The following is a 20,522-nucleotide window of genomic DNA, read 5'->3' as shown; positions in this document are numbered from 1 at the left end:
CTAGACCGTCGCTGCGCGAGCGAGCCCGCCGACATCCCGCCAGCCATAGGCGACCTGCGGAACGCCGCGCCAAGAGAGCTCGCGGCCGAAACGACGCGCGCCCATCGCCTCGTAGAAGCTGCGCGCCGCGCCATTGTCGCGCAACACGGTCAGGCTCGCCCAGCGCAGCCCGCTCTCGCGCATCTCCTGCGCCATCAGCCGCATCAGATCGCGACCGAGGCCGCGTCCTTGCGCCACGCGGCGCAGATAGATGGCGCAAATCTCGCCGCCGCGACCGAGCCGGCCGCCGAGAACGAGCTCATGCGCGCGCCAATGCGTGAAGCCTGCCGCCGCGCCGCCCGCATCCTCGGTCAGAGCGACGCATCCGCCGCCCGCGAAAACGCCGCGCCAATGGTCGAGACGCTCCTCGAGCGTGAGCGCGGCGAAGACGTCCGCCGGCAGCAGGCTCTCATAGGTCTCGCGCCAGCAGGCGAAATTGAGCGCGGCGATCGTCTGCGCATCGGCCGCCGTCGCGGCGCGTATGGTGAAGCCGCTCACCAGGACTTGGCCGGCGGCGGATCGATGATGAGGCCGAGGTCGCGCCATCCATAGGCGACCTCCGGCACGCCGCGCCATGCGCCTTCGACGCCGATCTTGCGGCCGCCGAGCTTCTCGTAGAAGCGCCGGGCCGTGAAATTATGCCGCAGCACCCAGAGGCTCCCCCATTCGATCCCGCGCTCGCGCAGAGCCTTCGCCATCATGTGCATGAAGCGGCGGCCGACGCCCTGGCGCTGCGCCTCCTTCAACAGATAGATCGCCTGGAATTCGCCGGCATAGCCGCGCTGCCCGAGAATATCGCTCTGCTGCGCGCCGCTCGCGGCGAAGCCGATGGCGCCGCCGTCTTCCCGCAGCGCCAGAAACACACTCGGCGGCGGCTGTTGCGGCCCGGCTCCGCCCAATGTCTCGCGCCATTGCGCGAGGCGCGTCTCCAGAGTGTAGTCCGCGAGAATCTCGGCCGGCGCCAGCGCCGCATAAGTCTCCGCCCAGGCGGCGACATGGAGCGCGGCGATCGTCTCGGCGTCCTCCAGAGTGGCGGGTCTGATCGCTATCATTGTCATATCCCGGGCGAGAGCAAGACTCGGGCCGATTCGCTCGGGCCTGGCCGGGCCACCCGAGCGCGGGCCCACGCCCACGCGATGCTTTGCCCTTGCCATCCACCATGTTATGCGCAGCCATGATCGATCTCGTCATCCGCTTCTCGCCGCAGACGCCGGCCGACGCGCCCCAAATCGAAAAGCTCGAGGAGCGGGCTTTCGGTCCGGGACGCTATGCGCGCACGGCCTATCGGCTGCGTGAGGGCGTCGAGGCCGATTTCGCCCTCTCCTTCGTCGCCCATGTCGGCACTCTGCTGGTGGGCGCCAATCGGATGACCTCCATTCTCATCGACGAAACCCCTGCTCTGCTGCTCGGCCCGCTGACGGTCGAGCCGGCCTTCCGCTCGCAGGGGCTCGGCGAGGCGCTGATCAAGCAATCGCTGGACGCCGCGCGCGAGGCCGGACACGGACTGGTGCTGCTGGTCGGCGATCTCGACTATTACGCGCGGCTCGGCTTCGCCCGCGTGCCGCGCGGCAAGATCGTCATGCCCGGCCCGGTGGACCCCGAGCGCCTGCTCTATTGCGAATTGCGCGACGGGGCCTTTGCGGCCGCCAATGGCCGGATGCGCCGGCTGTGACCGCGACGACGAGGCGCCGCAGGTGACGGCGCCGCGCCCCCTCCTCGCCCGCTATGAGACTCTGGTCGCGAGCGGCGCGCTCGAGCGCGACCCGGCCCAACTGGCCGCGCTCGAAAAGCTGGAGACGCTCTCGCGCGCGCTGACGCGCCGGTCGCCGCCGGCGCTCCCCGCCACAGGCGGCCTCGCCGCGCGGTTGCGCGGACTCTTCGGACGCAGCGCGCCCTGCGGGGGGCCGCGCGGAATTTATATTCACGGCCTCGTCGGGCGCGGCAAGACGACCTTGATGGACCTCTTCTTCGCCGCGCTGCCGCTCGAGGCCAAGCGCCGCGCGCATTTCCACGCCTTCATGGCCGAGGCGCATGCGCGCCTGCGCGCCGCCCGCGCCAGCGCCGCTCCCGATCCGCTGGCGCGCGTCGCGCTGGATATTGCGAGCGAGACGCGCGTGCTCTGCTTCGACGAGTTCAACGTGACCGACATCGCCGATGCGACCATTCTCGCGCGCCTGTTCACCAGGCTGCTCGAGCGCGGCGTCATCGTGGTGGCGACCTCCAATGTCGAGCCGCGCCAGCTCTATGAAGGCGGCCGCAATCGCGATCTCTTCCTGCCCTTCATCGCGCTGATCGAGGAGCGGCTGGACATCCTGCGTCTCGATGCGCGCGCCGATTTCCGCCTCGAGAAGACAGCGCTCGGCGAGACCTTCTTCACCCCGGCGGATGCCTGCGCCCGCGCGGCGCTGGACGCGATGTTTCTGCAACTGACCGGTGTCTCGGCAGGCACGCCGATGAAGCTGCGCGTGGCTCGCCGCGACATCATCGTTCCGCAGGCGGCGGGACGGGTGGCGCGCTTCCCATTCGAGGCGCTCTGCTCGCGCCCCATCGGCGCTTCCGACTATATGGCTCTCGCCGAAGCCTTCGACACGATCTTCGTCGACGACGTCCCGGCGATGACGCTGGAGCGCCGCAACGAGGCCAAGCGCTTCATCACCCTCGTCGACATTCTCTACGAGCGGAAGACGCGGCTCGTTCTCTCCGCGCAGACCGAAGCGCAAGATCTCTATCGCGCGCCGACCGGGCACGAGGCGCAGGAATTCGCCCGCGCCGTGTCGCGGCTGATCGAGATGCGCTCGCAGGACTATCAGGCGGAGCCGCAGGCCGGGCCCGTGGAATAACCGACTCCATCACGCCCGCGGAATCGGATAGGCCTCACATTCGTCGCCAGAGTCGTTTTCGGCCGATCGACCGCGTTTTCGATCATTCCCGTTTCATTCGATTTTTTTCGAGGAAGAGGCTGACCTGCTCGTGGTCGAGACTCGGCGGCCGAGATTTGCACAGTTGCGACTTGCGCAGTCGAGATTTGGCGCCGGCGTCGTGGCGGCGACGCTCATAATCGTTCCCGCATGGGCGCAAGACGACGATGGCGGCGCGCTTCTCGGGTGGCCGACGCCGCCTGCCGCTACTGGCGCGCGACGGTCCGCGACCTCCGACTCGGACAAGAAATCAGACAAAAAAAAGCCGCCGCCCGCATGGCTCGACGCATTGAAGGTGGATGGCTTCGTCGACGCCGGCTCCACTTTCAATTTCGACAATCCCTTCAACAAGCTCAATTGGGGGCATCTCTTCACCGATCGCGCCAATCAGCCGCAATTCAACGCTGGCGTGCTCACCGTGCAGCGCCTTCCAGACCCCGAAGCGACGAAAGACTTCGACTTCGGCTTCAAGATTCAAGGCATGATCGGCTCCGACGCGCGCTACACGCATTTTCTCGGCGAGCTGGATTATGCGATGCGCGATCGCACGCAGCTCGACGTGCTCCAGGCCTTCGCGACCGCGCATCTACCCTGGATCACCGACAATGGCGTCGATGTGAAAATCGGCCAATTCGTCACGCTGGAAGGCGCGGAATTGGTGGACAGCATCTTCTACACGCATTCCTATATTTTCAATTTCGGCATTCCGCTCAAGCAGACGGGCGTGATGCTCTCGACCGATCTCACCTCCTGGCTCTACGTCCATGCGAGCGTGATGTCGGGCGATAGCACGAGCCTGGGCTGGCCCGGCGACAATAATAATTCCGCCTCTTTTCAAGCAGGCCTGCGCATAAAAGCCTTCGACGACAAGCTGACGATTCTCGGGACGACTCATATCGGTCCGGAAGATCCAAAGCAGCTCGATCCGCTCGGCGTCGGCTGGCCGAACATTCCCTATCTATGCGCCTGCGATCCCAATCGGGCCTTGTCCTATAGCAATGATGTGACGGTGACCTGGAAAGTGACGGATCGGCTCACGCTGAGCGCGGATATCAATTACGTCCGCGACGACGGATGGAACGCGCTTTCGGTCACAGGACTGTCGGACGGCGTGTTGAGCACGCTCGCCGACCGCTATGGCTTCGACGCCGCGCTCATTCCGCGCCGCGCGCGCGGCGTCGATGGCTATGGAGTCGCGCACTATGCGTCCTATAAGATCGACGACGTGCTCCAGCTCAATGGCCGCGTGGAATATTGGCGCGACCACAATAATTATTTCGTCGGCGCCTATCCGGGCTATTTCGATTACAACAATGTCGAGCACGGCTTTTACGCGCCCTCGGCGATCTTCCAGCCGGAGGGGCGCGGAACGAGCTATCTCGAGCTCACCGCGGGTCTGACCATCACGCCGAAAATTCCCAAAGACCTGCCGTTCACGGGCCTGACATTGCGGCCGGAGCTGCGCTACGACGCGTCGCTGACCGCCGCCGCGCCCTTCTTCGGCGCGAGCGGCTTCAGGCGTTCGACAGGCATGTTCGCCATCGATGTGATCGTGCCCTTCACGGTGAGATGAGGGGATCGTCGCTTCCGTCAATGAGCGGTTTGCGACGACAGGCTCAGCACGACGACGCCGGCGATGATGAAACCCATTCCTGCCATTTCGCCGGCGTTGAGCGTCTGGCGAAACGCCAGCCAGGCGACGAGGGCGATCAGCGCCTGGCCGACGCCGGACCAGATCGCATAGGCGACGGCGACCGGAATGCTGCGCAGCGCGAGCGACAGCAGAAAAAAGGACACGCCATAGCCTATGACGACGATGATCGACGGCAAAGGCTTGGAAAACGCCTCGCTCGCCTTGAGCGCTGAGGTCCCGACGACCTCGGAGAGAATAGCGACGACGAGATAAACTCGATCCATGATGCGTTCCGCCGGTTCGAAAGGCCTCGGGGCTCGAGGCGCGCCGTGAGGAAATTAGCGCGCGCGTCGCCGCGCCGGCGCTTCGGCGCGCACTTCGGCCTGCGGATAGCGTCGCGTCACTCCGTCGAAACTCTCCGGCGCGACGCGCACGACGAGCCGCGCCCGGCCATCCGGCAGAGTCTGGCGGTCCAGCACCTCCGTATGCGCATGGAGCCAGGCGATGCCGGCGCCGTCGCCGGGATCGAGCTCGACCTCGAGCCGGATGCGCCCTTCCGCGAGGCGCGTCTCTATGCGCTCGAGCAGGGCGCCGAGCCCTTCCCCGGTCAGCGCCGAGACGAGAGACGGCCGATCGACGATCTTCTTCCCACGCGCGGCGATCTTCATCGCGGCGACGATGTCGTCGTCCACTACATCGATCTTGTTCCAGACCTCGAGAATGCGCGTCCCCGCCTCGCCGGAAAGCCCGAGCTCGGCGAGAATCGTCTCGACGTCGGCGGCCTGCGCCTCGCAATCTGGATGCGAGACGTCGCGCACATGCAATATGACGTCGGCGAGCGTCACCTCCTCGAGCGTGGCGCGGAAGGCCGAGATCAGCATGGTCGGCAGATCGGAGATGAAGCCGACCGTATCCGAGAGCAGCACCTTCGCGCCATGCGGCAGGCGGATCTGGCGCAAAGTCGGGTCGAGCGTCGCGAACAGCATGTCCTCGGCCAGCACGCCGGCCTTGGTCAGACGGTTGAACAGCGTCGATTTGCCGGCGTTGGTGTAGCCGACCAGCGCGACGACCGGATAGGGAACCTCGCGCCGCTTCTTGCGATGCAGGCCGCGCGTGCGCTTGACCTGCTCGAGATCGCGCTCGATGCGCGCCATCCGCTCCTCGATCAGGCGGCGATCGGTCTCGATCTGCGTCTCGCCGGGGCCGCCGAGGAAGCCGAAGCCGCCGCGCTGACGCTCGAGATGGGTCCAGCTGCGCACGAGCCTCGATTTCTGATAGGCGAGATGCGCGAGCTCGACCTGCAACGCGCCCTCCTTGGTGCGGGCGCGGCGGCCGAAAATCTCGAGAATGAGCCCGGTGCGGTCGATCACCTTCGCGCCCCAGGCTTTCTCGAGATTGCGCTGCTGCACGGGCGAAAGCTGGCAATCCATCGTCACCAGCTCGGCCTCGGTCGCTTTCACCGTCTCGGCGATCTCCTCGACCTTGCCCTTGCCGAGATAGGTCGCGGGCCGGACATCATGCAGCGAAACGGCGATCTCGCCGACGATGTCGAGCTCGATCGCCTCCGCCAGGCCGACGGCCTCGGCCAGCCTTGCGACGGAATCGCGCTCCGCCGCTTTCCCGGCGCCGCCCTCCGATGGGCGCGCCCGCGTCGGATAAGGACCCACCACGAGCGCTTTCGTGGACGCGTCGGCCGTCCGGTCCTCGGACGCTGATGTTTTTTCGCTCAACCCGACCTCGGCCCGCTGCGCGAAGCGCGTCGGCAGCATGCCGCGCGTCGTGCCAGCGTCTGTTGTTTTTGCGGGATTTTCAACGGAAGACCGGGGCCGGTCTCCCGAAATCCGGCTCAGCGGTGACGTTGCTCCGGCGCAGTCTCAGCGCCCTCTTCTCCCGGCTCGAACATATGGATCGGGTGGCCCGGCATGATCGTCGAGATCGCATGTTTATAGACGAGCTGCGAGTGCCCATCGCGGCGCAGCAAGAGGCAGAAATTGTCGAACCAGGTCACGATGCCCTGCAATTTGACGCCATTGACCAGAAAAATCGTGAGCGGGACTTTGTTCTTCCTCACGTAATTCAAAAACGTATCTTGCAGATTCTGCGCGCGTTCGGAGGACATCGGCTATCCTGTTCTGTTTTTCGTTATCGGGGCGATTTGCGTCGCTCTTATCGGTCCATAGCCATCGAACCGCATATTAGAGACTGCGCCGGCGCGATGCGCAAGACGCAAACCCCTGATGCGGCGAAAGGACTTTCCTTAGGTCCTGTAACCCGCTGTTTCGACGAGTTTACGACGAGACGAAACGCATCAACTAGAGCCAAACCGCCGCAGAGCCAATAGGAAATTTTCACAACGCCTTGTATCGCCGAGATGTGTCGCCTCATTCTATGGCGAGCGACTTCAACTTGCGATGGAGCGCCGACCGCTCCATTCCGATGAATTCCGCTGTTCGGGAAATATTGTTGCTGAAGCGATTGAGCTGGGCGATCAGATATTCTCGCTCGAACACTTCGCGCGCCTCGCGCAGCGGCAGGCTCATCAACTTCTCGCCACGCACGCCGGCCGGAGTCGAGGGGACGAGTTGGCCGATCTCCGACGGCAGCATATCGGCGGAAACCTCGGCCGTGGCGTCGCCGGCGGTCAGAATCATCAGTCTTTCCACATTGTTGCGCAGCTGGCGGATATTGCCGGGCCAGTCGTGCAATTGCATCACGGCGAGCGCGTCCTCGCTGATCTTGCGGCGCGGCATTCCCGAGGTCGCCGACACCTGCTCCATGAAATATTCGATGAGCTCGGGGATATCCTCGCGCCGCTCGGCGAGCGAGGGGATGCGAATCGGCACCACGGACAGGCGATGGAAGAGATCCTCGCGCAGCGCCCCCTCCTCTATCGCGGAGGTGAGGTCGCGCGCCGATGAGGAGATGATGCGCACATCGACCTCGACGCGCGCCGTTCCGCCGACGCGCTGAAAGGTCTGCTCGACGAGGACGCGCAGGATTTTGGACTGCGTGTCCTTGGGCATGTCGGCAATCTCGTCGAGGAAGAGCGTGCCGCCATGGGCTTCTTCCAGCGCGCCGATCTTGCGTGGCCCGTCGCCGCCCTCGCTGCCGAAAAGCTCGATCTCCATATTGTCCGGCGTGATCGTCGCCGCATTGATGACGACGAAGGGGCCGACGGCGCGCTGCGAGGCCGCATGAATGCAGCGCGCGGCGAGCTCCTTGCCGGAGCCGGCCTGGCCGGTGATGAGCACGCGCGAATTGACCGGCGCGACGCGCGCGATGACCTGCTGCAGCTGATGCGCGGGAAAGGAGCTGCCGACGATGCGGTCCGAGGCGCCGGCGCGCTGGCGCAGCGCGCTGATCTCGCGGCGCAGATGCGAGGCCTCGAGCGCGCGCTCGGCGACCAGCACGAGACGATCCGCCTTGAACGGCTTCTCGATGAAGTCATAGGCGCCGAGCTTTATGGCGCTCACCGCCGTTTCTATATTGCCATGGCCGGAGATCATCACCACCGGCAGGTCCTTGTGCTGCTTCTGGACGATCTCCAGAACCTGCATGCCGTCGAGGCGCGAGCCCTGCAGCCAAATATCGAGAAAGACCAGATGCGGGCGGCGCTGCTCGATCGCCGCCAGCGCGCCGTCGGCGTCCTTGGCGGTGCGCACGCCATGGCCCTCGTCGCCGAGAATGCCGGCGACGAGCTCCCGGATGTCTTCCTCGTCGTCGACGATGAGAATGTCGCTGACCATCTGCCTCACCATTCACCAAGTCCGAGTCGCCAAGTCCGCGTCGCCAAGTCCGCGTCGCCAAGTCCGCGTCAAGAAGTCCGCGCCTGCGCGTCCCCCGCCGCGGCGGCCTCGCCGAGCGGAATGAACAGGCGCACACAGGCGCCGGTTCCGGAGGGCGCGTCGAGCAGCTCGAGTCGCCCGCCATGGTCCTCGATGATCTTGGCGACAATAGGCAGGCCGAGCCCGGTGCCTTCGGCCCGCGTCGTCATATAAGGCTCGAGCAGGCGCTGCCGGTTGAAGGCAGGGAATCCCTTGCCATTGTCGATCACATCGATCTCCGCCATATCGTCGCGCACGCCGAGGCTGATGTCGATCCGCTTGGCGTCATGCGCCGCGGCGTCGTCGCGCGCGGCGATGCCCTCGGCGGCGTTCTTCACGATATTGGTGATCGCCTGCGATAACAGCCGTCGGTCGAAGACGGCGAAGACCGGAGCGTCCGGCAAGGTCAAAGTCATTTCCACGTCGTTATGGGCGACTCGCGTCAGAAAAAAGGCCTGACGCATGCACTCGCACAGATCGTCGCGCACGGGTCGCGCCTTGGGCATGCGAGCGAAGGAGGCGAATTCGTCGACCATGCGCTTGATGTCGTCGACCTGGCGCACGATCGTGTCGGTGCATTGGTCGAATATGTCGCGCTCGAAGGTGATGTGCTTGCCGTATTTGCGCTTCAGCCGCTCGGCGGAGAGCTGGATCGGCGTCAGCGGATTCTTGATCTCATGGGCGATGCGGCGCGCCACATCCGCCCAGGCGGAGGTGCGCTGCGCGGTGACGAGATCGGTGATGTCGTCGAGCGTCACGACGAAATCGGAGCCCCCCTGCTGCGTGCTCGCCGAGGTGACGCGCACGGCGAGCGTCAGCTCCTTGACGCCGCGCCTTATGTTGATCTGCGTTTGAATGGCGCGCGGAAAGGCCTCCACCGCATCCGCCAATATGGGCGCGATCTCGGGGAGCGCATCCGCCGCATGCGCGCCGATGGCGGCCGCGGCGCCGTCCCGTCCGGCGCCGCCGACGAGCAGCTCCTCGGCCGAGCGGTTGAGCACATTGATCCGCCCCGCGGCGTCGACGCCGATGACGGCGGCCGGCACGCCGGAGAGCACCGCCTCGGTGAACAGGCGGCGCTCCTCGTTCTGACGATTGGCGGCGAGCAGGCGGCTCTGCTGCTGCTCGATCTCGCTGGTCATATTGTTGAAGACGGCGCCGAGCCGGGCGAGATCGCCATGCGAGCGCTCGACATCGACGCGCACATCGAGATTGCCGGCCGACACTTGATCGGTCGCGGCGATCAGCGCGCGGATCGGCGCGACGAGCCTGTCGACGAAATCGAGGCCCACCCACACCGCCGACAGCAGCATGATGGTGGCGAGCAGCGCATACATGACCGTGAAGGCCTTTTTCACCGCGCCGCGATAGGTCTCGAAAGCGTCATAGGTGGCGATGAGGCTCGCCGCCTGCTCCGGGAATTGCACGCCGAACGGATCGACCGGACGCGTCACATAGAGGAATGTGTCGGCGAAGCTCGACAGCGGCCGCAGCGCGACGAAAGTGCGCCCGTCGTCGATGACGAGGCAGAGCGGCTCGCCCTCGCGCGCATCCTCGAAATCGGCGGCCGGCGGCGCGATGACGATCGCCGAGCCGTCCGCGGTCACATCGACGCGCTCCAATATCTGCCCGTCGGTCTTGACGATCGCCGCCACCGAAAAGCCGAGGAAACGCGCCCGCGAGACGAAGAATTCATGGAACAGCCCGCGATCGGCGTTGAACATGGCGCGCGCGCGGTCGAGATCGGAGGCGGAGAGCTGCGCCTCCTGCAGCAGCGAGCGGCATTGCGTCTCGCGGAACACGCGCGCCGCCTCCGCCGTGCTGTGCACGGAGGTCTTCACCATGGAGAGGAATTGCGGGTTCAACGCGCGCTCGAGCGTCACCGAGCCGACGATGGCCAGAATGATCGCCGGCGTCAGCGCCAGCACGGAGAAGAAGCCGACGATGCGAATATGGAGCCCGGCCGCCGCCGCGCCGCGTCGCCAGGAGCCGATGAGCGAGCCCGCCTTGACCAGCACCAGAGTGGCGAGCAGGACCAGCGCGACCGCATCGGCGAAGAACAGAGGATAGACGACATCGCTGGTCGGCGCGACTGGCGCGAGCTCGGCCATGACGAAGAAAGTCGCGAGCGCGCAGGCGACGGCGGCGACGACCGCGATCGGCCCGAACCACAGGCGCCAGGATCGCTTCCTGGGCGCGGTCGGCGGCGCAGGCGCCTGAATGTCTCCCGCCATGGACATGCGCCTGTATAGGTCGCGATGCGTGGAGTGGCAATCTCGCGACCTTTCCTTCTCCCGTTTACGGGAGAAGGTGGCCCCGCGAAGCGGGGTCGGATGAGGGTCCGTCGAGATTACACGAGAGCGAGACCGACGGGCGCGATCTTTTCAAACGGTTGGGCAAGCGGCTCGGGCCCTCATCCGACCCTCGCTGACGCGAGGGCCACCTTCTCCCGCGAGCGGGAGAAGGACTCCGCGCTACCGCGGCGAGCGCATCAGGCGAATGTCGAGGTCGTTGACCTTCTTGCGCAGCGTGTTGCGGTTGAGGCCGAGCAGCTCCGCCGCCTTGATCTGATTGCCCCGCGTCGCGGCGAGCGCGGCGGAGATCAGCGGCACCTCTATCTCGCGAATGACGCGATGATAGAGGCCCGGCGGCGGCAGACGCTCGCCGTGGTCACGGAACAGCTTGGCGAGATGCTGCTCGACCGAGGTGGAGAGCGTCAAATCCTTGTCCGAGGACATATCCGCCACAACGGCGGTCGCCGGCTGGAGCCGATCGCCGGGCGAAGCCTGACGCATCTCGTGCTCGAGCTCGAGCTCCACCACCTGCTCGGTGATGACCTCCTGCGGATGCAGTGCCGCGAGGCGCCGGATCAAATTCTCCAGCTCGCGGATATTGCCCGGCCAGCGGTAGCGCTTCATGCGGTCGAGCGCCGCCTGCTCGATATATTTCTGCGGCAGGCCCTCGCTCGCCGCCACCTTGAAGAAGTGATGCACGAGGTCGGCGATATCCTCCGAGCGCTCGCGCAGCGGCGGCAGCCGCAGCGGCACGACGTTCAGTCGGAAATACAGATCCTCGCGAAACAAGCCCTGCTGGATCAGCCCGCGCAGATCCTTATTGGTCGCGGCGATGATGCGGACATTGGTCTTGATCGGCGTGCGGCCGCCGACGGTCGTATATTCGCCCTGCTGCAGCACGCGCAAAAGCCGCGTCTGCGCCTCCATCGGCATATCGCCGATCTCGTCCAGAAACAATGTGCCGCCCTCGGCCTGCTCGAAGCGGCCGATGGAGCGCTGGCTGGCGCCGGTGAACGAGCCCTTCTCATGGCCGAACAGCTCGCTCTCGATGAGATCGCGCGGAATGGCGGCCATGTTGATGGCGACGAAGGGGCCCTTCTTGCGCTTGCCGTAATCGTGCAGCGCGCGGGCGACCAGCTCCTTGCCGGTGCCGGACTCGCCGTTGATCATCACGGTGAGATCGGTCTGCATCAACCGCGCGAGCGAGCGATAGATCTCCTGCATCGCCTGCGAGCGACCGACGAGGGGCATGCCCTCCATGTCGTCTGGACGGTCGATCTCGTTCTTCTTGCGCGGCTCGGCCATGGCGCGGCCGACGATGCCGACCAGCTCCTTCAGGTCGAAGGGCTTGGGCAGATAATCATAGGCGCCGCGCTCCGATGCGCGAATCGCGGTCATGAAAGTATTCTGCGCGCTCATCACGATGATCGGCAGATCGGGGCGCAATTTCTTGATGCGCGGCAGAAGCTCGAAAGCGTTCTCGTCCGGCATCACGACATCGGTGACGACGAGATCGCCCTCTCCCGATTGCACCCAGCGCCACAAGGTCGCGGCCGTGCCGGTGGTGCGCACTTCATAACCGGCGCGCGACAGCGCCTGCGCCACCACTGTCCTGATCGCGGCGTCGTCGTCGGCGACCAGAATCTCGCCGTGGGTCATCGGATTTTTCTCCAGTAGATCGTTCTCACGAGCGGCGCTCTCTCGGCGTCGGCTCCATTCCCTCGGCGGCGGGCTGTTGCTTTCTGGTTCGTCGCTCGTCCGCTCGCTTCTCCTCTTCCTTGTTGCGATACATCGGCATGAGAATACGGAAAGTGGTACGCCTCGGATGGGATTCGCATTCGACGATGCCACCGTGGTCATTGACGATCTTGGCCACCAGTGCAAGTCCGAGGCCAGTTCCGGAAGTCTTCGTGGTGACGAAGGGATCGAACAAATGCGCGGCTATGTCCTCGGGCACGCCGCGGCCATTGTCGCGCACGCAGAATTCGAGCGGCAGGCCGACCGGCCGCTTCTCGCCGAGCGTGCGCAGGCTGACCCCCGGCCGGAAGGCGGTCGAGAGCTCGATCTCGCCGTCGATGGCGTCGCCGATCGCCTCGGCCGCATTCTTCACCAGATTGAGGAACACCTGCACGAGCTGGTCGCGATTGGCGGCGACCGGCGGCAGCGACGGGTCGTAATTCTCGATGAAGCGAATGTGGCGGGCGAAGCCGCTGCGGGCGACCCGCTTCACATGGTCGAGAACGACATGAATATTGACCTTCTCGCGCTCCAGCGGCCGCGAGTCGGAGAACACCTCCATGCGATCGACGAGGCGGACGATGCGGTCGGTCTCCTCGCAGATCAGCCGCGTCAGCGCCCGATCGGCGTCGCCGACCGAGCTTTCCAGCAATTGCGCCGCGCCGCGAATGCCCGAAAGTGGATTTTTGATCTCATGCGCGAGCATTGCGGCGAGCCCAGAAACCGTGCGCGCCGCCCCCCTATGGGTCAGCTGCCTGTCTATTTTATCGGCAATTGTCCGCTCTTGCAGCACGACCAGAACGCCGCCTTCGCTGTCCGGAAGCGGCGCGCAATGCACATCGACGCGTCTTTCGCCATCCATTCCCGGGCGGCCGAGGTCGATGCGATATTCGTTGATCGCGGAGCCGCGCTCGCGCACCTGCTCGATCAAGGCGAGCAGCGGCGAGCCGAAGGGCACGAGACGGCCGAGCTCCTGTCCGATGAGGATCGGCTTGCCGATCTCGAAAAAGGACTCGGCCGCGGCGTTGGCGTCGACGATCACGCCGTCCGGGCGGATCGCCAGAATCACATTGGGCAGCGCCTCGAGAATGCAGGCCCGATTATCGTCGGCGATAATGCGCAGCCTCGCGCCGACGGGCGTCGTGAGCGCGCTCTTGCGCCGGTGCGGGTTCGATTCGGCGGTCATCTCGACACCTCGGACTCGTTTCCGGCGCAGCGCGCGCCGAACCTCCATGGGATTTGCGCGTCAGCAATAGGCAGGAGCCGGCTCCCTCGGCGCCGGCTCGAGCGAGAACAGCCGGCTCAGAAGTCCACGGACTTCTTCGGGCGAGGACGAGCCGACGAGCGCTCCGCGCAGACGCGCGCGCTCCTCGGCGTCGCCGTCCGCCTGCTCGGCATAGGCGGAGAGATGCTTGCGCGCATGGCGCAGGCCGGCGCCCGCGCCCATGGCCGTCAGCAGCCCGTCCAGATGGTCGAGCGCCGCCTCCAGCCGCGCGGTCGCGGACGGCGCCGCGCGACGGCGGCCGGTGGCCAGAAAATGCGCGATGTCGCCGACCAGCCAAGGCCGCCCCAGCGCCGCCCGGCCCACCATCACCGCATCGGCGCCGGAGGCTGCGAGCATTGCGGCGGCGTCTTGCGGCGAGGCGCAGTCGCCATTGGCGACGACGGGAATCGTCACGGCGGCGGTGACCTCGGCGATCGCCCGCCAATCGGCCCGGCCCTCGTAGAATTGCGCGCGTGTGCGGCCATGCACCGTCACCATGGCGGCGCCCTCGGCCTCGACCAGCCGGGCGAGCTCGGCGGCGTTGCGGCGCGACTCGTCCCAGCCGAGCCGCATTTTGACGCTGACCGGAACCGACACCGCGCCCACGGCGGCGCGGACCAGCTCGGCGGCGAGAGCGGGCTCGCGCATCAGCGCGGCGCCGGCGAGGCCGCCGGTCACGCGCTTGCAGGGACAGCCCATATTGATGTCGATGAGCTTCGCTCCCGCGGCCTCCGCCCGTCGCGCCGTCTCGGCGACGCCAGCCGGATCGCGCGCTGCGATCTGCACGATATGGGCGTCCACGCCCGAGCCGTCCAGCCGCTGGCGGGCCTCGGCGTCGCCGCGCGCCAGCGCGCTCGCCCCGACCATCTCGCCGACCGCCGCGGACGCGCCGAAACGCAATGCGATCCGACGCATGGCGAGATCGGTCACGCCCGCCATCGGCGCCAGCAAGGCGCGCCCCTCGAGATGAAGCGAACCGATGCGCAAAGGCGTGGCTCCTATGGTCTCGCCTATAATTTCATCAGTTGTCATCGTGCCTACACTATATGCAGACCGCCATACGTACGCAATGAGTACAACCCCGAGATTCGCGAAAATTGACGCCAAGGTGAAATTGACGCGGAGCCGAAAAAGCGGGAGAGGAACCGGATATGAGCTTTTCCTCGACCATTGCGATCCTCACCGTCGCCGGCGGCCGCGGCGTCCGCGCCGGTGACGGCCTTCCAAAACAATATCGTGGGCTTCTCGGCAAGTCTGTGCTGGCGCGCACGCTCGAGGCCATGCACCAGGCCGCGCCACAGGCGACGCTGATCGTCGCGATCCACGCCGACGACGCCGAGCTCTACCGCGCGAGCGTGGCGGAGCTATCGGAGAAAGCGCGGGCGCGGCTGCTGGAGCCGGCCATCGGCGGCGCGACGCGCCAGCTGAGCGTGCGCAATGGGCTCGAGGCGCTGGCGGCGCTCTCCCCGGCGCCGGAGATCGTGCTGATCCAGGATGCGGCGCGGCCCTTCGCCGACGCGGCGCTGATCGGCCGGGCGATCGAGGCGGCGCGCATCCATGGCGCGGCCGTGCCCGGCCTGCCGCTCGCCGATACGGTGAAGCAGATCGACGCGCATGGCGTGGTGACGGCGACGCCCGATCGCGCCAGCCTGCGCTTCGTGCAGACGCCGCAATCTTTCGCCTTTCCGCTGATCCTCGCCGCGCATCGGCAGGTCGCAGGAGGCGGCGCCGAGCTCACCGACGACGGCATGGTCGCCGAGGTCGCCGGCCACGAGGTCCATGTGTTTGCGGGCGACGCCGCCAATTTCAAGCTCACCACGCCGGAGGATTTTTTGCGCGCGCAAACCGCTCTGCTAGGCGATCTCTCGGACATTCGCACCGGCCAGGGCTATGACGTTCACGCCTTCGGCCCCGGGACGGAGGTCTGGCTCGGCGGCGTTCCGGTGTCGCACAGTCACGGCCTCGCCGGCCATTCCGACGCCGATGTGCTCGCCCACGCCATCACCGACGCGCTGCTCGGCGCGCTCGCCGACGGCGACATCGGCAAGCATTTCCCGCCCTCGGACCAGCAATGGAAGGGCGCGCCCTCCTCCATCTTCCTGGCCTTCGCGGCCAAGCGCGTGCGCGAGCGCGGCGGGATCATCGCCCATGTCGACGCCACCATCGTCTGCGAGGCGCCGAAGATCGGCCCGCATCGCGACGCGATACGCGAGAGCCTCGCGAAGATCATGGAGGTCGACATCGGCCGCGTGGCGGTGAAGGCAACGACCTCCGAGCGCTTAGGCTTCACCGGCCGGCAGGAGGGCATGGCGGCGCTGGCGCTGGCGACGGTGCGGCTGCCGATGTCCGCCGTATGAACGAATTCCGTCGGCCGGACTCCGAGAGGTCGGAGCCCGGCCGGCAGTTCGATCAGCGCAAGTCGAAGCGGTCCAGATTCATCACCTTGACCCATGCTGCGACGAAGTCGCGCACGAACTTCTCTTTCGCGTCGTCCGAGGCGTAGACTTCCGCGACCGCCCTCAGCTCAGAATTGGAGCCGAAGAGCAGATCGACGGCGCTCGCGGTCCATTTGAGCTCGCCGCTCTTGCGGTCGCCGCCCTCATAGACGCCTTCCGTCGCGGTCGACTTTTTCCATTGCGTGGACATGTCGAGCAGATTGACGAAAAACTCGTTGCTCAACACGCCCGGCCGCGAGGTGAAGACGCCGAGCCGCGAATTCCCCTCATTCGCGCCGAGCGTCCGCATTCCGCCGACGAGAACGGTCATCTCGGGGACGGTGAGGTCCAGCAGGCTCGCGCGATCGACCAAGGCCTCGGACGGCGATTTCCCGCCGCCTTTGGCGAAGTAATTTCGGAAGCCGTCGGCCTTCGGCTCGAGAACCGCGAAGGATTCGACATCCGTCTGCGCCTGCGTCGCGTCCGCGCGCCCCGTCGAGACCGGAACCTCGACCGTGACGCCGGCCTTTTTGGCGGCGGCCTCGATCGCAGCGGAGCCGCCGAGCACGATGAGATCGGCTATCGACACGCGCTTGCCGTCGGCGGCATGGGCCTTGTCGAAGCCGGCCTTCACCTCCTCCAGCGTCTTCACGACCTTCGCCAGCTCGGCGGGGTCGTTGACCGCCCAATCCTTTTCCGGCGCGAGGCGTATGCGCGCGCCATTGGCGCCGCCCCGCTTATCCGTGCCGCGGAACGAAGCCGCCGAGGCCCAAGCCGTTCGGACCAGCTCGGCGTCGGTGAGGCCCGCGGCGAGGATTTTCGACTTCAATCCGGCAAGGTCCGCGGCCTCGATCGGCTTGTCATTCGCGTGCGGAACTGGATCCTGCCAGATCAGCTCTTCCTTCGGAACCAGCGCTCCGAGATAGCGCGAGCGCGGCCCCATATCCCTGTGCGTCAGCTTGAACCAAGCCTTGGCGAAAGCCAGCTTGAACGCATTCGGATCGTCATGGAAGCGCTTGGCGATCTTGGCGTATTCGGGGTCGAATTTCAGCGCCAGATCGGTGGTGAACATCATCAGCGGATGCGCCTTGCCGGGCTCGTGCGCATCGGGGACGACGTCCTCGGCGTCCTTGGGCTTCCATTGCGTCGCGCCGGCCGGGCTCTTGGTCTTGACCCACTCATGGCCGAAGAGATTGTCCAGATATTGCGTGGTGAACGAGACCGGATCGGCAGACCAGGCGCCTTCCAGCCCGCTGGTGATCGTATCCGCGCCCTTGCCGGAGCCGCAGCGATTGGCCCAGCCGAGGCCTTGCGCCTCGATCTTCTCGCCCGCCGGCGCGGGGCCGACGCATTTGGCCGGCGATTTGGCGCCATGCGCCTTGCCGAAAGTATGGCCGCCGGCGATCAGCGCGACGGTCTCCTCGTCGTTCATCGCCATGCGCCCGAAGGCTTCCCTTATGTCCTTGGCCGCGGCGAGCGGGTCCGGCACGCCATTGGGCCCTTCGGGATTGACATAGATCAGGCCCATCTGGACCGCGCCCAAGGGTTTCTCGAGCGCGCCGCTCTTGTCGCGATTGCTGGCCATGAATTTGGGCGCGCCCCAATAGACGAGATCGGGCTCCCAATCGTCACTGCGGCCGCCGCCGAAGCCGAAGGTCGCAAAGCCCATCTTCTCCATCGCGACATTGCCGGTCAGCACCATCAGATCGCCCCAGGAGAGCTTCTGGCCATATTTCTTCTTCACCGGCCACAGCAGACGCCGCGCCTTGTCGAGATTGGCGTTGTCCGGCCAGCTGTTGAGCGGCTCGAAGCGCTGCTGCGCCCCGCCCGCGCCGCCTCGGCCGTCGTGAACGCGATAAGTTCCGGCCCCATGCCAGGCCATGCGGATGAAGAAGGGGCCGTAATTGCCATAGTCCGCCGGCCACCAGTCCTGCGAGGTCGTCAAAACCGCCTCTATGTCCTTTTTGACGGCGGCGAGGTCGAGCGTCTGGAACGCCTTCGCATAGTCGAAATCCTTGCCGAGCGGATTCGATTCCGCGGCGTTGCGGCGAAGCGGCGAGAGATCGAGCTGGTCCGGCCACCAGAACTGATTGGGATGCGGCGCGCCCTCGGCCGCGGCGGCGAGGGTCGCGCCGACGACGATCGCCATCGCAGCCGCCGTCGTTTGTAGAAAACGCCGCAAGCTCGTTCGCGAGCGCGGCTTTCCGGCGCTCGTCATCTCTTTTTCTATCGCATTCGGCATTGTTCAGCTCCTCGTCGCACCCCCGCCAAGCTTGCTATAAGACGCGAAATCGATTAGGTAAAATTCGAATTTCTTCGTCATCGATCAGGAAAACTGATGATAACGACAAAGCAGCTCCGCTACTTCGACGCCCTCGCCCGCACCGAGCATTTCGGCAGGGCGGCCGATCTCTGCGCCGTGACGCAGCCGGCGCTCTCGATGCAGATCAAGGAGCTGGAGGTCGAGCTCGGCACGCAATTGGTCGAGCGACGCGGCAAGCTGGTCATCCTGACCGCCGCCGGCGGAGAGATCGCCAAGGTCGCCCACCGCATCCTCGCCGATATTTCGGAGCTGGAGACGATGGCGGCGCAGAATTTCTGTCCGCTTCGCCTCGGCGTCATACCGACGGTCGCGCCCTATATTCTGCCGACCTTGTTCGATGCGCTCGGCGGCGGCGCGGCTGCTCTGAGGCCTTTGCATCTTCGCGAGGCGCAGACAGCCACATTGCTGGCCGAGCTGGACGACGGGCTTCTCGACCTCGTCATGCTGGCGACGCCCGTCGATCCGGATCTCGATTCGATGCCGCTGTTCGAGGATCGCTTCTATCTCGTCACGCCGCCGAGCGGCGGCCCGGAAGAGGTCGACTCCGTCAGCGCGGAAATGCTGAAGGCGCAGCGGCTGCTGCTGCTGGAGGACGGCCACTGCCTGCGCGATCAGGCGCTCAGCTTTTGCGAGAGCCGTAATGTGCTGAACATAGACACTTTCGGCATGACCAATCTGACGACGCTGATTCAGATGGTTTCGGCGGGCATGGGGTGCACGCTGCTCCCCGAGATGAGCCTGCCGATCGAGACCGCGAGGGGCGGCGTCCGCGTGCTCCGCATTGAGGCGCCGGAGCCGCGCCGGACGATCGGCCTGGTCTGGCGCAAATCCTCGCGCCGCGGCGACGAGTTTCGCGCCCTCGGCCGGCTGATCGCGGCGTCGCGAAGCGCGGCGTTGGAGCAAGCGGTCGCGCTATCGGAGACCTAGCCGCATTTTTGGTCGGATGGACGGCGGAGTCCGATCCGGCCTATCTATGGGCTCGACGCCCTCCCTCACGCCGAGCGAGTCAGCTCATGACCTCCCCGGACCTGCCGCGCCTCGCCGAACGCCTGCTCGATCTCTGCCGCGCGCAGGCTCTGCGCCTCGCGACCGCGGAATCCTGTACCGGCGGGCTCGTCGCCGGGGCGATCACCGAGATCGCCGGCTCCTCCGATGCTTTCGATCGTGGCTTCGTCACCTATTCCAACGCCGCCAAGGAGGAGATGCTCGGCGTCCCGCACGATATCCTCGAGCGCTATGGCGCGGTGAGCGCCGAGACGGCGCGGGCCATGGCGAGCGGCGCGGTCGAGCGCTCTTTCGCCGATATCGCCGTCTCGATCACCGGAATTGCCGGCCCTGGCGGCGGCAGCGCGGAAAAGCCCGTCGGGCTCGTCCATTTCGCCTGCCTGCGCAAAGGCTTCGGCGTCGATCATGTCGAGCGCCGCTTCGGCCCGGAGACGCGCGAGGCGATAAGAGAGGCCTCGGTCCGGCAGGCGCTGGAGCTGATGATCGAGGCCGCTCAGCGGCGGCCATAGACCTCGCCGGCGCGCTTGACGAAGGCGTCGGAATATTTGTGGAAGGCGGAGTCGAACATCGCCCCCATCACCAGCCCGAGCGTCCGGCTGCGGAACTCGTAATTGATGAAGAAGTCGACGACCGAGCGCGGCGCGCCGTCCGGACCCGAGACCTCATCGGCGAAGGTCCAGCGGTTCTCGAGCTTCTTGAATGGACCGTCGACATATTCGACGAGGATCTCGCGCTTGTTCGGATCGCAGGTGACGCGGCTGGTGAAGCGCTCGCAGACCGCCTTGAAGCCAACCTGCATCTCGGCGAGAATCACCTCCACGCCCTCCTCCGTCGTGCTGCGGCGACGCACGCGCAGCGCCTCGCAGAGGGGCACGAATTTCGGATAGGATTCGACGTCCCTGACCAGGGCGAACATGTCGTCGGCGCGGAAATTCACCCGGCGGCGGTTGCGGAAGCTCTTCATGGGCGAAGCTATTACCACTATTGCGGAAGTCGGGAAAACCGCCTTTTCGCCCGCGCGACGCGAGCGCCTAGCGCCCTATGTCGCTG

At 66.0% G+C, this 20,522-nt stretch carries 18 protein-coding genes; 6 read left to right on the top strand and 12 right to left on the bottom strand.

The window, feature by feature from the left end:
* Positions 1 to 537, bottom strand: coding sequence for a GNAT family N-acetyltransferase (locus VIF40_RS16530; protein ID WP_331938603.1), 537 nt, complete (start codon positions 535 to 537; stop codon positions 1 to 3).
* On the bottom strand, positions 534 to 1,091 hold the full coding sequence (locus VIF40_RS16525; protein ID WP_331938602.1) for a GNAT family N-acetyltransferase: 558 nt from the start codon (positions 1,089 to 1,091) through the stop codon (positions 534 to 536). The genes VIF40_RS16530 and VIF40_RS16525 overlap by 4 nt, the downstream gene beginning before the upstream one ends.
* Positions 1,092 to 1,213: 122 nt before the next feature.
* Between VIF40_RS16525 and VIF40_RS16520 the strand changes: the two genes are divergently transcribed.
* The 3 genes from VIF40_RS16520 to VIF40_RS16510 all read left to right on the top strand — a co-directional run bounded on the left by VIF40_RS16520 (position 1,214) and on the right by VIF40_RS16510 (position 4,530).
* The gene (locus tag VIF40_RS16520) at positions 1,214 to 1,711 is read left to right on the top strand and encodes an N-acetyltransferase (RefSeq protein ID WP_331938601.1); all 498 of its coding nucleotides are present in this window, start codon (positions 1,214 to 1,216) and stop codon (positions 1,709 to 1,711) included.
* Positions 1,689 to 2,879 carry a cell division protein ZapE gene (gene zapE / locus VIF40_RS16515; RefSeq protein ID WP_331938600.1) on the top strand — a complete coding sequence of 397 codons (1,191 nt, stop codon included), beginning with the start codon at positions 1,689 to 1,691 and terminating at the stop codon, positions 2,877 to 2,879. Before VIF40_RS16520 ends, zapE begins: the two co-directional genes overlap by 23 nt.
* Positions 2,880 to 3,252: 373 nt before the next feature.
* Positions 3,253 to 4,530 (top strand): outer membrane beta-barrel protein, encoded by a 1,278-nt coding sequence (locus VIF40_RS16510; RefSeq protein WP_331938671.1) that lies wholly within the window; start codon positions 3,253 to 3,255, stop codon positions 4,528 to 4,530.
* Between the two features lie 17 nt (positions 4,531 to 4,547).
* On the opposite strand, the gene VIF40_RS16505 is transcribed toward VIF40_RS16510, so the two are convergent.
* The 8 genes from VIF40_RS16505 to dusB all read right to left on the bottom strand — a co-directional run bounded on the left by VIF40_RS16505 (position 4,548) and on the right by dusB (position 14,696).
* Positions 4,548 to 4,874 carry a multidrug efflux SMR transporter gene (locus VIF40_RS16505; protein WP_331938599.1) on the bottom strand — a complete coding sequence of 109 codons (327 nt, stop codon included), beginning with the start codon at positions 4,872 to 4,874 and terminating at the stop codon, positions 4,548 to 4,550.
* Positions 4,875 to 4,928: 54 nt separating this feature from the next.
* Entirely contained in the window at positions 4,929 to 6,320 is a 1,392-nt protein-coding gene (gene hflX / locus VIF40_RS16500; protein WP_331938670.1) for a GTPase HflX, read from the bottom strand.
* 116 nt (positions 6,321 to 6,436) lie between these two features.
* Complete coding sequence (gene hfq / locus VIF40_RS16495) at positions 6,437 to 6,709, bottom strand: RNA chaperone Hfq (protein ID WP_331938598.1); 273 nt, start codon at positions 6,707 to 6,709, stop codon at positions 6,437 to 6,439.
* A 262-nt stretch (positions 6,710 to 6,971) separates the two neighbouring features.
* The gene (locus VIF40_RS16490; RefSeq protein ID WP_331938669.1) at positions 6,972 to 8,336 is read right to left on the bottom strand and encodes a sigma-54 dependent transcriptional regulator; all 1,365 of its coding nucleotides are present in this window, start codon (positions 8,334 to 8,336) and stop codon (positions 6,972 to 6,974) included.
* A gap of 68 nt (positions 8,337 to 8,404) precedes the next feature.
* On the bottom strand, positions 8,405 to 10,654 hold the full coding sequence (locus VIF40_RS16485; protein ID WP_414684822.1) for a sensor histidine kinase NtrY-like: 2,250 nt from the start codon (positions 10,652 to 10,654) through the stop codon (positions 8,405 to 8,407).
* A 234-nt stretch (positions 10,655 to 10,888) separates the two neighbouring features.
* Entirely contained in the window at positions 10,889 to 12,367 is a 1,479-nt protein-coding gene (ntrC, locus tag VIF40_RS16480) for a nitrogen regulation protein NR(I) (protein WP_331938596.1), read from the bottom strand.
* A gap of 25 nt (positions 12,368 to 12,392) precedes the next feature.
* The gene (locus tag VIF40_RS16475) at positions 12,393 to 13,631 is read right to left on the bottom strand and encodes a two-component system sensor histidine kinase NtrB (protein ID WP_331938595.1); all 1,239 of its coding nucleotides are present in this window, start codon (positions 13,629 to 13,631) and stop codon (positions 12,393 to 12,395) included.
* A gap of 60 nt (positions 13,632 to 13,691) precedes the next feature.
* Complete coding sequence (gene dusB / locus VIF40_RS16470) at positions 13,692 to 14,696, bottom strand: tRNA dihydrouridine synthase DusB (protein WP_331938594.1); 1,005 nt, start codon at positions 14,694 to 14,696, stop codon at positions 13,692 to 13,694.
* Positions 14,697 to 14,860: 164 nt separating this feature from the next.
* On the opposite strand from dusB, the gene VIF40_RS16465 reads away from it, so the two are divergent.
* The gene (locus tag VIF40_RS16465; RefSeq protein WP_331938593.1) at positions 14,861 to 16,066 is read left to right on the top strand and encodes a bifunctional 2-C-methyl-D-erythritol 4-phosphate cytidylyltransferase/2-C-methyl-D-erythritol 2,4-cyclodiphosphate synthase; all 1,206 of its coding nucleotides are present in this window, start codon (positions 14,861 to 14,863) and stop codon (positions 16,064 to 16,066) included.
* Positions 16,067 to 16,118: 52 nt separating this feature from the next.
* Here the strand turns inward: VIF40_RS16465 and katG are convergent, their stop codons facing one another.
* Positions 16,119 to 18,293, bottom strand: a complete 2,175-nt coding sequence (gene katG, locus VIF40_RS16460; protein ID WP_331938668.1) for a catalase/peroxidase HPI — start codon at positions 18,291 to 18,293, stop codon at positions 16,119 to 16,121.
* Between the two features lie 189 nt (positions 18,294 to 18,482).
* Here katG and VIF40_RS16455 point away from each other — a divergent pair, with 189 nt between their 5' ends.
* Complete coding sequence (locus VIF40_RS16455; protein WP_331938592.1) at positions 18,483 to 19,394, top strand: hydrogen peroxide-inducible genes activator; 912 nt, start codon at positions 18,483 to 18,485, stop codon at positions 19,392 to 19,394.
* An 86-nt stretch (positions 19,395 to 19,480) separates the two neighbouring features.
* Positions 19,481 to 19,981 carry a CinA family protein gene (locus tag VIF40_RS16450; RefSeq protein WP_331938591.1) on the top strand — a complete coding sequence of 167 codons (501 nt, stop codon included), beginning with the start codon at positions 19,481 to 19,483 and terminating at the stop codon, positions 19,979 to 19,981.
* On the opposite strand, the gene VIF40_RS16445 is transcribed toward VIF40_RS16450, so the two are convergent.
* Positions 19,966 to 20,436, bottom strand: coding sequence for a type II toxin-antitoxin system RatA family toxin (locus tag VIF40_RS16445; RefSeq protein ID WP_331938590.1), 471 nt, complete (start codon positions 20,434 to 20,436; stop codon positions 19,966 to 19,968). The two genes, VIF40_RS16450 and VIF40_RS16445, sit on opposite strands and share 16 nt — an antisense overlap.
* Between the last annotated feature and the right edge of the window lie 86 nt (positions 20,437 to 20,522).

The organism is Methylosinus sp. (genome assembly GCF_036560965.1).
Taxonomy (GTDB): domain Bacteria; phylum Pseudomonadota; class Alphaproteobacteria; order Rhizobiales; family Beijerinckiaceae; genus Methylosinus.
This window is presented reverse-complemented; position numbering and strand designations above follow the sequence as displayed.